General features: G+C 64.7%; 14 protein-coding genes. 6 read left to right on the forward strand and 8 right to left on the reverse strand.

The window, feature by feature from the left end:
* Window positions 1–2: 2 nt before the first annotated feature.
* The 6 genes from C7G41_RS27750 to C7G41_RS27775 are packed head-to-tail and all read right to left on the reverse strand — an operon-like array spanning window position 3 to window position 6,131.
* Window positions 3–941, reverse strand: coding sequence for an ABC transporter substrate-binding protein (locus C7G41_RS27750; RefSeq protein ID WP_106945507.1), 939 nt, complete (start codon window positions 939–941; stop codon window positions 3–5).
* The gene (locus tag C7G41_RS27755; RefSeq protein ID WP_106945508.1) at window positions 938–2,038 is read right to left on the reverse strand and encodes an LLM class flavin-dependent oxidoreductase; all 1,101 of its coding nucleotides are present in this window, start codon (window positions 2,036–2,038) and stop codon (window positions 938–940) included. The genes C7G41_RS27750 and C7G41_RS27755 overlap by 4 nt, the downstream gene beginning before the upstream one ends.
* Before the next feature lie 29 nt (window positions 2,039–2,067).
* The gene (locus C7G41_RS27760) at window positions 2,068–3,240 is read right to left on the reverse strand and encodes an acyl-CoA dehydrogenase family protein (RefSeq protein ID WP_106945509.1); all 1,173 of its coding nucleotides are present in this window, start codon (window positions 3,238–3,240) and stop codon (window positions 2,068–2,070) included.
* Window positions 3,234–4,034 (reverse strand): ABC transporter ATP-binding protein, encoded by an 801-nt coding sequence (locus C7G41_RS27765; protein WP_106945510.1) that lies wholly within the window; start codon window positions 4,032–4,034, stop codon window positions 3,234–3,236. The genes C7G41_RS27760 and C7G41_RS27765 overlap by 7 nt, the downstream gene beginning before the upstream one ends.
* Window positions 4,028–5,050, reverse strand: coding sequence for an ABC transporter permease (locus tag C7G41_RS27770; protein ID WP_106945511.1), 1,023 nt, complete (start codon window positions 5,048–5,050; stop codon window positions 4,028–4,030). The genes C7G41_RS27765 and C7G41_RS27770 overlap by 7 nt, the downstream gene beginning before the upstream one ends.
* On the reverse strand, window positions 5,028–6,131 hold the full coding sequence (locus tag C7G41_RS27775; RefSeq protein WP_106945512.1) for an ABC transporter substrate-binding protein: 1,104 nt from the start codon (window positions 6,129–6,131) through the stop codon (window positions 5,028–5,030). Before C7G41_RS27775 ends, C7G41_RS27770 begins: the two co-directional genes overlap by 23 nt.
* Window positions 6,132–6,607: 476 nt before the next feature.
* Here C7G41_RS27775 and C7G41_RS27780 point away from each other — a divergent pair, with 476 nt between their 5' ends.
* From C7G41_RS27780 to C7G41_RS27785, 3 genes are all read left to right on the forward strand, one after another.
* Window positions 6,608–7,588, forward strand: coding sequence for an ABC transporter substrate-binding protein (locus C7G41_RS27780; RefSeq protein WP_106945530.1), 981 nt, complete (start codon window positions 6,608–6,610; stop codon window positions 7,586–7,588).
* 32 nt (window positions 7,589–7,620) lie between these two features.
* Window positions 7,621–7,797: a hypothetical protein gene (locus C7G41_RS37430; RefSeq protein WP_158268033.1), complete on the forward strand. Its 177-nt coding sequence runs from the start codon at window positions 7,621–7,623 to the stop codon at window positions 7,795–7,797.
* A gap of 269 nt (window positions 7,798–8,066) precedes the next feature.
* Entirely contained in the window at window positions 8,067–9,161 is a 1,095-nt protein-coding gene (locus C7G41_RS27785; protein ID WP_106945513.1) for a catalase family protein, read from the forward strand.
* Window positions 9,162–9,185: 24 nt separating this feature from the next.
* Here the strand turns inward: C7G41_RS27785 and C7G41_RS27790 are convergent, their stop codons facing one another.
* On the reverse strand, window positions 9,186–12,290 hold the full coding sequence (locus C7G41_RS27790) for an AAA family ATPase (protein ID WP_245446713.1): 3,105 nt from the start codon (window positions 12,288–12,290) through the stop codon (window positions 9,186–9,188).
* 154 nt (window positions 12,291–12,444) lie between these two features.
* Between C7G41_RS27790 and C7G41_RS27795 the strand changes: the two genes are divergently transcribed.
* Window positions 12,445–12,624 (forward strand): hypothetical protein, encoded by a 180-nt coding sequence (locus C7G41_RS27795; protein ID WP_106945515.1) that lies wholly within the window; start codon window positions 12,445–12,447, stop codon window positions 12,622–12,624.
* Window positions 12,625–12,828: 204 nt separating this feature from the next.
* Here C7G41_RS27795 and C7G41_RS27805 read toward each other — a convergent pair whose 3' ends face one another.
* Window positions 12,829–13,284 carry a hypothetical protein gene (locus C7G41_RS27805; RefSeq protein ID WP_106945517.1) on the reverse strand — a complete coding sequence of 152 codons (456 nt, stop codon included), beginning with the start codon at window positions 13,282–13,284 and terminating at the stop codon, window positions 12,829–12,831.
* Between the two features lie 345 nt (window positions 13,285–13,629).
* Here C7G41_RS27805 and glgC point away from each other — a divergent pair, with 345 nt between their 5' ends.
* The gene (glgC, locus tag C7G41_RS27810) at window positions 13,630–14,892 is read left to right on the forward strand and encodes a glucose-1-phosphate adenylyltransferase (protein ID WP_106945518.1); all 1,263 of its coding nucleotides are present in this window, start codon (window positions 13,630–13,632) and stop codon (window positions 14,890–14,892) included.
* Window positions 14,889–16,343 (forward strand): glycogen synthase GlgA, encoded by a 1,455-nt coding sequence (gene glgA, locus C7G41_RS27815; protein ID WP_106945519.1) that lies wholly within the window; start codon window positions 14,889–14,891, stop codon window positions 16,341–16,343. The genes glgC and glgA overlap by 4 nt, the downstream gene beginning before the upstream one ends.
* Window positions 16,344–16,507: the final 164 nt, after the last annotated feature.

Below are 16,507 nucleotides of genomic sequence, written 5' to 3' on the forward strand. Positions count from 1 at the left end.
GGTTACAACCCCGCCTTGGCGATCGCATCAGCAAACGACCGATCCACGATCTCGGCCGCATCGAGCTTCTGCTTGATCAGGCCCCAGCGAAAATAAAGATCGATCGTGCTTTGCTCATCCGCAACCACCCCGTCATCGATCGGCGCGATCCGGATTTTCGCGCGCGACAGCCAGTTCTGCGGCACGGCGGTCGGGATGTTCATCAGCCTGCCCCAGGTCGCGGCATAGCTGTCGAGATTGTTCAGCGACCACGTCCGCGCCGCGGTGAGGCGCCGGACGAAGTCGGTCAGCTCCGCGCGCTTGTCGCGGATCGCATCGGGCCGCGCGACCTGAAAACTCAGCCCCGGCGTCAGGCCCTCGGAGGTGATCACGCGGCGCGACTTGAACAGCACCTCCTCCTGGCTGACATAAGGCTCCCACGTCGACCACGCGTCGACGGAGCCTTGCGTGTAGGCGATCTTGGCATCGGAGGGCGCCAGGAAGGCGATCTGCACGTCAGCCGCAGTCCAGCCGTTCTTTTCCAGCGCAGCGAGGATCAGCTGATGCCCGATCGAGCCTCGGCCGGTTGCGATCTTCTTGCCACGCAGATCGGCAAAGCTCTTGATTGGCGAGTTCTCGGGCACAAGGATCGCGAGGCCCTCGCGGGTCTGCCGGATCGCGGCAATCGCCTTGACCGGCGCGCCGGAGGCGGCGGCGAAGGTGAAGGGCGCGTCACCAACGAGCCCGGTCTCGATCGCCCCGGCGCTCAGCGCTTCCAGCAGCGGCGCAGCCGCCGGAAACTCCTTCCACTCAATCTTGTAGGGAACGTCTTTCAGCACGCCGGCGGCTTCCATCACCGCCTGCGAATTGCCCTTCTGGTCGCCGACGCGCAAGGTGGTTTGCGACGCCGCCAGCTCGATCGAGCCGAACAGCAGCGCGCCGGCCAGCATGAGGCGGATCATTCCGCCGCCTCGCCGCGAACGGACTGGCGCTTGGCGATCAGCTCGCGCGTCAGCGGGATCAGCTCGCGGCCATACTCGATGGCATCGGGAAGCGGATCGAAGCCGCGGATCAGGAAATGGCTGATGCCGAGATCGTAATAGTCACCGAAGACCTCGGCGACCTGCTCGGGCGTGCCGACCAGCGCGGTGGTGTTGCTGTTGGCGCCGGTGAGCTTTGCGATCTCGGTCCACAGCCGCTTGTCGATGCGGCTGCCCTGGTCGGCGAGCGAGAGCAGACGCCGCGCGCCGGCGGTGGCATGGCCGTCGGCGGGCTTGCGATAGCCGGTCTTGTCCTGAAGCGCGGCGGCACGGGCAAGAATCTCATCCGCCTTTTCCCAGGCCTGCTTCTCGGTCGGAGCGATGATCGGCCGCACCGAGAGGCTGAAGCGGGGCGTCGGACGGCCGTGCCTGACGGCCGCGTTGTGAACGCGCGAGGTGACGTCGCGGACCTGCGCATAGGATTCGCCCCACAGCGCAAAGGTGTCGGCATGCCTGCCCGCGACGTCGATTGCGGCGTCGGAGCCGCCACCGACGAAGGTGTAGATGCCGGCCTTCTGCAGCGGCTTCACCTGCGAAAATCCGTTCTCGACGTTATAATACTTGCCGCTGTAGTTGAACGGCTTCTCGCTGGTCCATTCCAGCCTCACCACATCGAGAAACTCGCTGGTGCGGGCGTAACGCTCGTCCTTGTCGTCGAGCGTGTTGCCGTCTTGCCTGAGCTCGGCGCCATTGCCGCCGGTAATGACGTGCAGCGAGACGCGGCCAGCATAGAGTTGGTCAAGCGTCGCCAGCTGCCGCGCGAGCAGCGTCGGCGCGGTGAAGCCCGGTCGCTGCGCGATCATCACTTTCAACGATTTGGTGATGGTCAGCACATGCTGCGCGACCTGGAGCGCATCCGGGGTAGTCGAATGGAACGCCAGCAGCGCGCGGTCGAAACCCGCGAGCTCATGCGCCTTCGCGACCGTCTCGATATAGGCCGGATCCAGCACCGGACCCTGGCGCACGATGGTCTCGGAAGCGTTGCTGTTGGCGATAAAGCCGATGAACTCGACCGACATGATGTTCTCCCTGAATGTTTGGCGGAAGGCTAAAGTCCCAATGCGGCACGGCCGAGACCGGTGCGCGTGGAATCGTCCTGCGGCGTGTGCACGCGACCGCACAGGACGTCGCGATAGTGCCGCTCCAGCGGATTGGCGCGAGACAGGCCGTGATTTCCGGTCAGCGACAAGGCATCCTCGACCGCGGCGACGGCGTTGTTGGTCACGGTCAGCTTGATGACGTTGGACTCGGCCGCGGAAAGCGCGACACCGTCATCGAAATCACCGGCGAAGGATGCGATCAGCCGCGCATTGACGGCGAGCCGTGCCTCGATCGCCCCGAGGATCTCCTGCGCGCGCGGCAAGGTCGCAAGCGGCGCGCCCAGGCTGGCCGGCACGCGCTGCTTCAGGAACGCGACCAGCCAGTCGCGTGCAGCCCGCGCAACGCCGTCATAGATCGCGGCGACGAAGATCGTGTGGACGGTCGCCTGCGCGACATCGGGTACGCGCCAGTCGACCGGCTTGCGCACATCGATCTCGGCATCGAGAGGAACCACGACGTCGTCGAAGATGACGTCGTGGCTGCCGCTGGCCCGCAGGCCGTGATGATCCCAGGTCTCGACGATGCGCGTGCCGGGCAGGCCCGCCGGCACCAGGAACTGTCCGACGCGCGGCTCGGCTTCGTCCGTCCGCGCCCAGACCAGATACCATTTCAGGATCGGCGATCCCGTCGAATAGATCTTGTGGCCCGAGAGCCGCCAGCCGGTCTCGGTCCGGCGTGCAATGGTCGCAGGCAGGCCGCCGCGCGCGGGCGAACCCAGTTCGGGCTCGACGCGGAGCGCGTTGACGAGCGCAAGGCCGTCAACACTCTCGCGCGCAAGCTTGCGCGACAGCCGCGCCGGCCACGTCGGACTCCGTGCCATCACCAGATGGTTGATGTAGTGCATCGACAGCACCAGCGCGGTCGACGGATCGGCCTTGCCGATAATGCCAAGGACGCCGGCGGCGTATCGTGCGCCCGCTCCGGCCCCGCCATGGGCGGCAGGCACCGTCAGCGAGAGCAGACCTGCCTCGGACAGCTCACGAAAATTCTCGAACGGGAAGCTGCCGGTGCGGTCGTGCTCGGCCGCACGCCCGGCGAAGACCTCGGCCAGCGCCTCGGCCCGTGCGATGTAGTCGGGCTCGTGATGGGCCGCGCGCCCCTTGGCGATCGAGCTCACCATGTGGCGTCCAGTCCGAGCAGGCCAAGAATCTGGCGGCGCAAATCGGCCAGATACGGATCGCCGCGATGGCGCGGATAGGGCCGGTCGACACGGATGTCGGCCTTCACGCGCGCCGGGCGGTCGCTGAACACGATGACGCGATTGGCGAGCACCAGCGCCTCCTCGGCGTCATGCGTCACCAGCAGCGTGGTAAAACCCTTGCGCTGCCACAGCGAGACCAGCTCGGCCTGCATGGTGATGCGGGTCAGCGAGTCGAGCTTGCCCAGCGGCTCGTCGAGAATGAGGATTTTGGGATCGTTGACCAGCGCGCGGGCCAGCGCGACGCGCTGCGCCATGCCGCCCGAGAGCTGGTGCGGATAGGCATTGCGGAAGGACGCGAGGCCGACAAGATCGAGCGCGGCATCGACGCGGTGACGCTGGCTCTTCAAGATGCCCTGCGCCTCCAGCCCCAGCGCGACATTGTCCCAGACCGTCCGCCAGGGAAACAAGGTCGGATCCTGGAACACGACGACGCGCGACGGGTGCGGTCGCGTGATGCGCGCCTCGTCCTCGCGCAGCGTTCCGGACCTGGGCTTGTCGAGGCCTGCGACGAGGCGCAGCAAGGTCGACTTGCCGCAACCGGAGGGCCCGAGCAGCGCAACGAACTCGCCCGGCTCGACGGAGATGCTGACGTCGCTGAGCACCGGCAGCTCGGCGCCGTCGATGTCGAAGGCGTGGCTGACCTGCTCGATGTCGAGCGCCGCACCGGCGGCCGGGTGAGCGTCGATTTCAGCCAGTGCAGTCGCGGCTACCATTTGACGGTCCCCTTCTGCCAGACCAGCAGACGATCGCGGATCGAAAACAGCAGCGTGATCGCGCCGGAGCAGAGCAACGACATCACGATCAGCGCCGCATACATGTTGGCGTAGGCGGCCCAGCCCTGCGCCCATTGCAGGTACCAGCCGAGGCCGGCCTTGACGCCGATCATCTCGGCGACAACGAGCACGGCAAAGGACGAGCCGAGTCCCATGAAGAGGCCGACGAACACGTGCGGCAATGCCGCGGGGATCGCCACCTTCAGCACCAGGAAGGACGGCTTTGCCCCGAGCGTCCGCGCGACGTCGTAATAGGCGTTGCTCACACTCGCGACACCCGACCAGGTCAGCACGGTGACCGGGAAGCCGGTTGCCAGCGCGATCAGAAAGGTCGAGGCGCTCCAGCTCGACGGAAAGGTGAAGAAGGCGATCGGCAGCCAAGCGGTCGCCGGCAGCGGGCCGATGAAGCGCAGCACCGGATGCACCCAATAGCCGACCGCGCGCGACCAGCCGATCGAGACGCCGGTCAGGAAGCCGACCGTCGCGCCGATCAGATAGCCGCCGAGCTGGAGCTTGACCGAGGCGAACACGCTGTCGAGCAATTTTGGCAGATCGTCGGTGTAGACCTCGATGATCGACTGCGGCGGCGGGAAGAACGGCAATGGCAGCCAGGCGAATTTCGCCGTCGCGACCTCCCACAGTGTCAGAAAGACGCCGAGCACGACGAGCCACGGCGCGCGCTGGCGCAAGGCACGGCCCGTCGAACCGAGGTAATCGGCACCGACCGTCCCGAACAGCGCGACGGCCGCGATGACAAACGCGGTGATGCCGAGCGAATGGGTGCGCGACCAGTCGCCGACGTCCTCCCACCACAGGCAGGACAGGCCGAAGGCAATCCACGCCACGCTGGCGAGAACGCCGGCACCGGAATCCCGGACCCAGCTCGCACGCCACGGCGCGCGCGAGAGATGCGGCGCGCCGGAAGCAAGGCCGTCAGACAGCGAATACGTCGACATAGATGCGCTCCACAAATCGGGCCGTGTCGGTGCTCTGCTTGAACACCTGCACGCTCTTGAGATCGTCGGCATAGGCCTTGAGCTCGCGCTTCAACACTTCACCGACGGGATGATGATGATGGGTGTGGTAGCGCACCATGCCCTCGATATCCGCGAGCGATGCTGTCTTCGGCGCGTAAGGCTGGAATGACTTCGCCGTCACGGACGGATTCTGAGCGGTGAACATCGCGGCGTCGAGCAGCGCCTGCGTCAGGGCGCGCGCGACCTGCGGCTCCTCGCGCACCAGGCTGCCGCGCAGGCCGAGGATGCAGCAGCTCTTGTCGCGATATTCGCCATCGAGATTGGAGGCGACCTCCTTGTACTGGCTGTCCTTGAGCCAGAGATAACCCAGCGGGTCGGACGACAGGAAGGCCTGCACCTCGCCCTTCTCGACCGCGACGTTGAGAAGGTTGCCGGGATAGGCGCGCCAGTCGACATCCTTGTTCGGATCGATACCGAGCTTGGCGAGCTGAATGGAGAAGAAATTCTTGTCGGGACCGCCGAGATCGCCGACCGCGACGATCTTGCCCTTGAGATCGGCGAGCTTGCTCACGCTGGAATCGGCGCGCGTCAGCACGCGCATGCAGCCGCCGTGGGTGCCGGCGGCAATCTTGACGTCAAAGCCCTGCTCCAGCGGCTTCAGCCAGCGCAGGGCCATGCCGAGCCCGGCATCGCTCTTGCCGGTCGCGATGGCCTCGAGCAGCTGGTCGGTGGAACCGGAATAATTGATGAGCTCGACGTCGAGATTATGCTTCTGGAAGAAGCCGTGCTCGATGGCGACCGGCACCGGGGCGAGACAGACCGCGCCGGCGTTCCAGGACAGCTTGAGCTTGCGCGGCGCACCGGTGAGCGCGGGCGTATCCGACGCGGTCCGGCACAGCGGAAACTCCGAGAGATCGACACCGGGCGCGATTGCCCGCGGCGCAAAGGCCTGCGCCGCACCGAAGGCACCGAGCGGCGCGGCGAATGCCGCAGCTAACCCCGCCTGGAGCAAATGGCGCCGGTCGAGCCTCGATCCGCCCTGCTTGTCGTCGTCGTTCATCCGTCCCCACTCCTGCGTTGGCACGGCTCCGCCATCGGCACAACGGCTTGCGTTGCGCCCGTTCCGTGCGGAGCTGCGTCGAGAGAAAATCTTTTCGCTGGCGCCTGCTGCGCCGCCTTGATGCGATGCGCAAATCATGCGGCGCGTTCGCCGTATCGTCAATGAAATGGAATTTCGAATGTGGCGCGAAGCGAAGTCATTCTCTCCATCGCTGCGTGCGAGGACGATGAAAGGATTTCCGCCGATGCATCGGTTGACAGAGTACGAGGCTACTCTCTCTCCTGCTTCATTCTTGTGCAGCATCAGTCACGCATACCGCGCGTTCTCGAAATCATCGCCTCGCTGAAACGTCCTTGCCCATAGCGCGCGCAATACGGTTGGCCATTTCATTGACCGCGCATCGCGCGACCATAGACTTGATCGTCTCGCTGCATCGTTCGCTCACGCGTCGTGGGCAAAGCAACAAGACAGGTCACATGAGCATCAACTCCCCCGATCATTCCATCACCCGCCGGCTCGCGGCATCGCTGCTTGCCGCCGCCATCACGCTGTCGACGACCGCCGCATCGTTCGCGGCCGACGCAATCGTGCTGCGCGTTGGCGATCAGAAGGGCGGCAACCGTTCGCTGCTCGAGATCTCGGGCTACGCGAAGGATCTGTCTTACAAGATCGAGTGGTCGGAATTCCCCGCGGCAGCTCCAATCCTGGAGGCGCTCAACGCCGGCGCGCTGGACGTCGGATACACCGGCGACCTCTCGTTTCTTTCGGTCTACGCGGCCGGCGCGCCGATCAGGGCGATCGGCGGCACCAAGTCGGATGCGAAGACGCAAGCCATTCTCGTGCGCCAGGATTCGCCGATTAAATCGGCCGCCGACCTCAAGGGAAAACGTCTTGCCGGCACGCGCGGCGGCTGGGGTCAGTTCCTGATCGACGCCACGCTGGAGAAGGCGCAGATCAAGCTGGAGGACGCGACCTTCGCGCCGCTCGGCCCGGTCGACGCCAAGATCGCGCTGGTCGCGGGCTCGATCGACGCCTGGGCGGTGTGGGAGCCCTACGTCTCGTTCGCGACGCTGAAGGACAAGGCCCGCGTGATCGCCAACGGCGAGGGCCTGACGCCGACCATCACCTTCATCGTCGCCTCCGACAACGCCATCGCCACCAAGCGCGCAGCGGTGCAGGACCTCGTGCAGCGGCTGAACAAGGCGCGGCTGTGGTCGCTGGATCACCTCGGCGAATATGCCAAGAGCACCGCCGAGCTGACCAAGCTACCGGAAGACGTGCTGCTCTCGGCCTACACAGCGCAGCGCACCAGCCCAATCGTGATCGACGAGAACGTCGTGAAGGAGGTGCAGGAAGCCTCCGACCGCTCGACGCGCTACGGCATCCTGCCCAAGAAGCTCGACGTCAGCAAAGCCGTCGACCGCAGCTTCACCGCCGCGGCCGCGGGATCGAACTAGAGCGTTTTCAAGCGAAGTGGATACCGGTTCGCGTGAAGAAAACGCGTCAAAAGAAATCTGGAGCTTCGGTTCTGATTCCAATCAGAACCGAAGCTCCAGCAGGCGGCGGGATGCGCGGGCTTCGTCTCAAGGCTGGCCCGCTGCATCTCGCCGCGATCGTGCTCGCGCATTTTGCCTGCATGAGCCTGATCGTTTGGCTGTCGCTTTAGACGCCAGCCAGAGCCGCCGCTCGCCGACCCGGCCTTAAGGAAAAGATCAGGACAACATAAGGAGCTCATAAGGACTTACGAGCCGCCGCCGGCCTAGCATCGACCTCGTGATCTCGTCGGTAACAGGATGCCTCATCCCACGGCTTGTCCGGCGAGTGCAGCCCGCTCTCGGATTGCCGATCCCGAGCGGACGGGCTTACAGTGGCATCCACCCTGCGACCGTCGATGCTTGCAATGGGAAGGCGACCTTCGGGCTGGAGATCAGCGCCATGTCAGCCGCTCAGTATCTTCGTTACGATCCGTCCGTCGAACAAATCCGGCCGGAGGAAGCGGCGGCCGTCGCGGCGATCGTTGCCTCGATCTCGCGGACCAGCGCCCGCACTTTTCACAACGACAAGCATGGGACCCGGCAGCAGCACGCCAAGGGCGCCGGCTATCTCCGGGGCGAGCTGATCGTCTACGACGATTTGCCGGAACATTTGCGCCAGGGCCTGTTCAAGCAGGCCGGCCACTTCCCGATCATCGTCCGCCTCTCTACCGCATTCAACAGGAGCGATCGCGTACGTTCGCCGCGGGGGTTTGCCATCAAGGTCCTGGGCGCGACTGGGCCTAAGGCGCTCAGCGACGACGACTCGACGAACCAGGATCTCCTGCTCGTCAATCACCCCAGCTATTTCGCGGATGCGAAGGCCTATATGCGCGCACAGCACAAGGTCGAGCATAGCCTGTTCCTGCCGGATCTGGCGTACGGACCCATAGGCTTTATCGCGCGCGTCCTGGTCGCCGCATCGGACCGAACAGGCATTCCGATCCCGATCGTCTTGAAAGCGCTGGGTGATGCCGGCAGCAACATTCTCGGAGAAACCTTTCACACGGAGGGAGCACTGCGGTTTGGCGATTATATCGCAAGGCTTCGCCTGGTGCCGATCTCGGCCTCGGTTCGCCGGCTGACCGGCCAGCCCTGCCACGATGCCGATCATGCCGTGCTGAACGCTGTCGTGGCCTTCTTCAAGGACAATGCGGCCGAGTACGAACTATTTGCCCAGCTCTGCACCGACCTGGAGCGAACGCCGATCGAAGATGCCTCGATCGACTGGCCCGAAGACGTCGCGCCGCCGCAACCACTCGGCAAGATCACGCTTCCGCGCCAGACCGCCGACAGCCCCGCGCGTCGCGTCTATTCCGACGAGGTGCTTTCGTTCGATCCATGGCGATGTCTCGCCGCGCATCAGCCGCTCGGATCCATCATGCGATTGCGCAGGGATGCCTACCGTGCCTCCCGCACGCTGAGGCAGCAGCAAAATCAAGGCACGGTCAAGCAACCGCCCAGAGAACCGCGAGAGATCGCGGACCTGCCGGATTGAGACGACGATCACCGTCCCGCAATATCAGGCCCCTGCGTGCCGGCCCGCGTCGAAAAAGGACGCCGAGCGCAGCGGATCGCCGGGATCAAGCGTCTCTGCCAGCGATGCGATCACCTGGCAGGAGCGGTGCCGCCACTTGGCAGCCCTTTGCGCTTGTCCGAGGCTCCCATAGAGCGCCGCGGTTGTGCGATAAACCCGCCAGGTGGCATGCGGCAACCGGGCATGGCGGAGGATCGATATGGCCGTCGACAAATGGTCGCCGGCGAGTTGCGCATCCTGCTTCAGGATCGCAATTCTCGCCATGGCCTCGTAGGCGAGCGCGAGAAACGGCCGGTCGGGCGCCGCGCTCGTCACCTCATGAAACTGGCTGGCCGAACTCTGGGCACGGTTCAGATCGCCGATAGCAATCCAATAGTCGCAGCAAGTGAACCAATAGTGGGGGATGACCAGCGACTCCATCGGCACCCGATCGACCTCCATTCGCCGTTCCATCGCATCGAGATGCTGCCGTGCCCGAGTGAGGTCGCCCATCCTGACATAAGCTCGCGCCAGGAGGTTTCTGCCAACGAAGAAGGTGAACGGATTGGCCTCGATCATCGGCCCGAGCGCATCCTCCGCACGGCGTGACGCGCCGCCATATTCCTCCGCCTCCGAATACAGCCATCCGATCGCGAGATGACACAGCGCGACGGCCTGCGGATTTGCATTCCGCTCCGAGATGGCCAACGCGGAGACGAGGTTTCTTTGCGCCCGCCCCCACTCACCGAGATAAATCTGGGCAAACGCCTCGACCGACTCATAGAGGACGAACAGATAGACGTCACCGACCAGGCGGGCGAGCTCCTTTCCCCTGGTCGTCGCATCACAGCAGGCCGGATAATTCGCGCGCAGGAACTCCAGCACCATCTCCATCGAGCAGCGTCGCAGCCGCATGCTCAGATCCTGCTCTCCGGTGATCAGTGCTGACGCATGCTCGGCAAGGTCCGCATTCTCGCGATCCCAGCCGCAGAGCATCAGCTTCAGATTGGCAACGTTCCCCTGGACCAGAGCGCTGAACGCGGCGTCGTCGATCGCCCTGCTCTTGACAAGGGCCTGTTCGGCAACAGGCAGGCTCTGGCGTCGATCGACGTAAAGACAGAATCTGCTGAGATCGACCAGTGCGTTCACCTCTTCGCGCACGTGCCCATTCTCCGCCGCATGCGCGACGACAGCGCTGAGATCCTTCAGGGAATTCAGGAAATCTCCACTGGCCCGCCAGGCCCAGGCGCGCTGAAGCAGCAACTTCAGACGTGTCGTGACCCGAAACTCCGGCGGCAGATGCGGCACCAGTTCCAAAGCGCGGGACAGGTAATTGGCCGCCTCGCGTGTGCTGAACCTTCGCGCCGAGCCCTCGGCTGCCGCGCCCAGATAATGTATCGCTTTCGGGAAATCGCGGCCCAGTTCGAAGTGGCGCGCGACAACGGCGGCGATCTCCGCGGCCTGCCGCCCATATCCCTGCTCGAGCCCCGCCCCAAGCAGCGCATGGGTTTTCGTGCGGCGCGCCGGCGCGAGCCGCTGGTAGAGGATCTCCTGGTAAAGCGCGTGCTGGAACGCATAGCGACCGGAGACACCTCCGCTCGGCCACTCGGTCATGCCGGCAACAACGATAATGCGTTCGGTCCGTGCCAGGTCTTCGCACATCTGCTCAACATCCAGCACGGGACGGTCCAGCACACCGGCGACATGGAGCGCGGAAAACTCCGCTCCAGCCGCACTGGCGACCTCGAGCAGGCAGCGCTCGTCCACGGTGAGGTGATCGATCTGCTGCTTGATCATTCCTTCCAGATCGCGCGGCATGCTGTCATGCGAGGCCGCGTCTTCGCTGACCAACCGCCAGCCCAATTCATGCTCGACCAGCGCGCCTTGCGCCACGAGATGATCGAGCAGAGACGACACGAACAGAGGATGCCCGCCGGTTCGCGCGAAGATGCGCTCGACCAGCTCTCTGGCAAAATCGGCCGAGCTGAAGCGCAGGGACAGATAGCGCTCGACGTCGGTGCCGGTCAGTCGATCGAGCGCGAGCTCGGTGGCGTGTCCGTGAATCCGCAAGTCCTGGTGAACGGCACGGATAGGATGTCCGCCGACGGCGACTTCCATCGGCCGATAGGTGGCCAGCACGAGGATAGCCGCCCTCCGATCCCGGCGCGCAAGCCGGGAGAGCACATCCACGGTGGCAAAGTCGCTCCAATGCAGATCTTCCAGGATGATCACCCATGGTCGCCTCACGGCGAGATGCTCCATGAGATCGGCAAATTCGCGCAGCATGCGCTCCCGGGTTGCGCCAAAGACCTCATGCTGGAATGCGGCCCGGTCTGCTTCGCCGAGGAATCCGGGCATTTGCGCGAGCCAGGTCGGGGCGTGCTCGCGAATGGACGTCAGCAGCGATGCTCCATCGGTGCGGCGGCAGCACTCGTTCAGCGCTCCGATCAGCGGGAGAAAGGCCTCATGGGTGCCGAACAACTCGTTGCAGCTACAGTGCAGCACGCCCAGTCCCTGCTGGTTCATCCTGTCGAGCGTCATTTGCAAGAGGGTGGTCTTGCCGATCCCGGCCTCGCCGGTGATGAAGACGACCTGACGCTGTCCGGTACGTGCGAGTTGCAACGCCTTGTCCAGCGTTTCGAGTGCCCCGGTACGTCCGACCCTCCAGTGCCGGCGTCGATCGACGACCTGCTCCGCGGCGGAAGCCGCCTCCTCTTCGGCCGCCGGCTCGATCGCAGGCAATTCGGCGGTCGCGACCGGCGCAATGAAGCGATAGCCGCGCCGCGTGACCGTCTCGATGTAGTTGGGGGACTGCCTGTCGTCGCCGAGCACCGAGCGTAGCGTGTTCACGGCAACGGCGAGGCTCGACTCGCTGACGTGCAGATCGGACCAGACCGCGTCGAGCAACTCTTCCTTGGTGACGAGCTGACCGGGCCGACCGACAAGATGGCAAAGAACCTCGAACGGCTTCGGCGCCAGCGCGATCCGCTCCCCGCCTCGCCACAATAGCGCGTTGGCACGGTCGAGGCGGAATTCACCAAAGGCAAGCGCGTCTCTACGCACGGCTTCGACCCCCGGATGCTCCCCCATCTTAAGGGAAAGCTCAGCCAAATGTAAGGACACGATAAAGACCTGCGCCCTGCGCCGGCACTAGCATTGGCCTGTCCATTTCAGAGACGCCGGCAAGGCGTCGGACGGCCTTTTCATCACGCTGTCATTTCAGTCGACAGGCAGTCGATGCCTGAATTTTGGCAAGGAGTTGGCCATGAGCATTTTAAAACATTTGGCGATCTCGCCTCTCGCATTCGCCATTCGCCATTACGACGTCAGGGTCATATTGAGCGTCACTGTCCTCAGCCGCATCTTCCTCCTCGCCATCTATCTTGCGTGCGGCGGCCCGGGCCTGTCCGCGCCCGACCTCGCCAACGCCATCGCGCTGCCATGAGCTCGGGACCGCTCGAATGGTGCATCGAGATCGCGATCATCGTCGCGATCTGCATCGGGATTGTCGCGGGCGGGCATGGCCGGCTCGTCGTGCCGCATCACCGGGTTCAGAGCGCGCAAGCCGATCGGGCCGCTTGCGTACAGCGGCCCTCAAACCTCTTCAGCATCGTGGCGCTGCGGCGAGGCGCTCCGCCCGTTTGATCGATCACCAATATCCGCGGTGGTAGGCCCGGTACGGCCGGTAGTAGCCGTAGCGCGGACCGTAATATGGACGATAGGCGCGATAGCCGTAATAGCGCGGACGCGCGTAGTAGCCGCCATAACCGTAACCCGGTCCATAGCCGCCATAATAGGCAGGCGCATAGCCGTACGCCGGCCCCGGGTATCCGTAGCCGCCATAATAGGGCCCGCCGCCATAGTAGCCATAGCCATAAGGCGAGCTGCTTGCGATGGCGCTACCGATGATCGCACCGGCCGCGAGGCCCCCGATGCCCCATCCAAAACCTCGGCCGCGCCAGTACACCTGCGTGACATCATCGCCGGCCGTGGCCTTCATGGTCGCGACATGGGTCGGCATCGGGCCCGCGGCGGCCCGCTCGACCTGTCCGGCCATGACCGCGCCGGCCAGCGAACAGGCAATTGCCGTTTTCCAGATCGTCATCGTCTTACTCCCTGTCTGACGTTTCCCTTGGACATGGACGCAGCCCATGATCGGGCATCCTGGCGCAAGGTCAAAGCCAGAAATTCGGCCTCGAATTTGCGTGCACCGCACAAGACGCATGCCTCCATTATGATCAACCGGTCCCCGACGGGCTCGACAACCTCGCGCCGTGCGACACCGGCAAGACGGCGGCTGGGGGCCCGATCGCCGCGGCAAAGCATTAAGCTTCCGGCGCATTCGCAACCAACAACCGCCTTCCCGATTTACTATTCGTGCCGTTACTATCGGTTCCAATGTGCGCGGCCGGGAGGCTTCTCGCGAGCGCCAGAGTTGTGGGAGAATGACATGAGTGCCGCGAGACCCGAGCCGCTTGCCCGTCAGGCGCTGGCGTTCGTCCTGGCCGGCGGACGCGGCAGCCGGCTCCTGGAGCTGACCGACCGGCGCGCCAAGCCCGCGGTCTATTTCGGCGGAAAATCCCGCATCATCGATTTCGCGCTGTCGAACGCGGTGAACTCGGGCATCCGTCGCATCGCGGTCGCCACCCAGTACAAGGCGCACAGCCTGATCCGGCACCTTCAGATGGGCTGGAATTTCTTCCGTCCCGAGCGCAACGAGAGCTTCGACATCCTCCCGGCGAGCCAGCGCGTCTCCGAAAACATGTGGTATGTCGGCACGGCCGATGCGGTCTACCAGAACATCGACATCATCGAATCCCACGCCTGCCGCTTCATCGTGGTTCTCGCCGGCGACCATATCTATAAAATGGATTACGAGGTGATGCTGCGCCAGCATGTCGAGAGCGGCGCCGACGTCACCGTCGGCTGCCTGGAGATGCCGCGCCTGGAATCCTCCGGCTTTGGCATCATGCATATCGACGAGAACGGCTGGATCAAGGAGTTCCTCGAAAAGCCGAAAGATCCGCCGCCGATGCCGGGCAAGCCGGACGTCTCGCTCGCCAGCATGGGCATCTACGTGTTCGACGCGAAATTCCTGTTCGAGGAGCTCAAGCGCGACGCCGAGGATCCGAATTCCAACCACGATTTCGGCAAGGACATCATCCCCTACCTCGTCAAGAACGGCCGCGCCATGGCGCACCAGTACTCGACCTCCTGCGTCCGCTCCGGCAGCGACCCCCGTGCCTATTGGCGCGACGTCGGCACGGTCGACGCCTATTGGGCCGCCAATATCGACCTCACCGACGTGGTCCCCGAGCTCGATTTGTTCGACAGCGCCTGGCCGATCTGGTCCTATTCGGAGATCACGCCACCGGCAAAATTCGTCCACGACGAGGAGAGCCGGCGCGGCCAGGCCGTGAGCTCGCTGGTCTCGGGCGGCTGCATTATTTCCGGCGCCTCGCTGCGGCGCTCGCTGCTGTTCACCGGCGTCCGCGTCAACTCCTACGCCAATGTCGAGAACGCCGTGATCATGCCCTACGTCAATGTCGGCCGCGGCGCGCGCCTGAAGAACGTCGTGATCGATCGCGGCGTCGAGATCCCGGAAGGGCTCGTCGTCGGCGAGGATCCCGAGTTGGACGCCAGGCGCTTCCGCACCACCGAGCAGGGCATCTCGCTCATTACCCAGCCGATGCTCGACAGGCTCAATACATGACGCCTGTTCGCGTCCTCGCGGTCGCCTCCGAAGTCTATCCCATCGTCAAGACCGGCGGCCTCGCCGATGTCGCGGGCGCGCTGCCGATCGCGCTGAAGGCGCATGGCGTCGAGATGCGCACGCTGATGCCGGGCTATCCCGACGTGATGCGGGTGCTGGCGGGAGCCGACGAAATCCGGCGCTGGCCGGATTATTTCGGCGGACCCGGGCGTTTGCTCGCCGCCTCGCATGACGGCCTCGATCTGTTCGTGCTCGACGTGCCGCATCTCTACGCACGGCCTGGCAACCCCTACGTGACGCCCGAAGGCGTCGATTGGCCGGACAACGGCGTGCGGTTCGCCGCGCTGTCGCGCATCGCGGCCGATATCGGCCACGGCCTCGTTCCTGCCTTCGTGCCCGACGTGGTGCATGCCCATGATTGGCAGGCCGGGCTCGCGCCAGCCTATCTGCACTACGACAACCGCCCGCGGCCGGCCACCGTGATGACCATCCACAACATGGCCTATCAGGGCAAGTTCGCGCCCGAGCTGATCGGTTCGATTGGCCTGCCGTGGCGCGCCTACGGCGTCAACGACCTCGAATATTTCGGCGGCGTCAGTTTTTTGAAGGCGGGCCTGCAATTCGCCGATCGCATCACCACGGTCTCGCCGACCTATGCGCAGGAGATCCAGAGCGACGAGGGCGGCATGGGGTTTGGCGGCTTGCTTCGCGCCCGCGCGAACGTGCTGAGCGGAATCCTCAATGGCATCGATGTATCCGTTTGGAATCCCGAAACCGATCCGCACATCGCCTACCGCTTCGGCGCGGGGGACCTCACCTTCCGGGCCGCGAACAAGGCGGTGCTTCAGCAACAGTTCAATCTGGATTCCTCGGACGAAGCGCCATTGCTCGGCGTCATCAGCCGCCTGTCCTGGCAGAAGGGGCTCGATCTCCTGCTCGAGGCCATTCCGACCATCTTGCGCGAAGGCATGCAGCTCGCGCTGCTCGGCAGCGGCGACCGCGATCTGCAGGATCGCTATCAGGCCGTTGCGCGCGCGAACCCCGGCCGGATCGGGGTCGTGATCGGCTATGACGAGATCATGGCGCATCTGATCCAGGCCGGCTCGGACGCGCTCATCCTGCCATCACGATTCGAGCCGTGCGGCCTGACCCAGCTCTGCGCGCTCCGCTACGGCGCCGTGCCCATCGTTTCGCGCGTCGGCGGCCTCGAGGATACCATCGTCGATATCGGCGAGGCCGACGTGTCCGGCCACGATGCCACCGGCTTCAAGTTCGCACCCGTCACCGCGGATGCGCTCGCCGGCACGCTGCGCAAGGCCAACATCGCCTTCCACGACAAGCTGACCTGGCGCCGGCTACAACTGAGCGGCCTTGCGACCGACGTGTCCTGGCGCAACCGCGCCGGTGACTATGCCGCACTCTATCGCGATCTCGTGACGGCGCGCGCCTGAGGCGGCAGGTCTGTCGCGTTGAATAGCGTTCCTGCGGCCCATCCTTCGAGACACCGCTCCGCGGGCTCCTCAGAGCCTGACTCAAAAAGCGTAGACGTCTTCAAGGTCTGGCCAAGCGGCGAGTTAAGAGCCTCAGATGGGCAGCGAGTAGCCAGGCGAGCTCG

The sequence above is a fragment of the Bradyrhizobium sp. MOS002 genome (assembly GCF_003020115.1).
Lineage (GTDB): Bacteria > Pseudomonadota > Alphaproteobacteria > Rhizobiales > Xanthobacteraceae > Bradyrhizobium.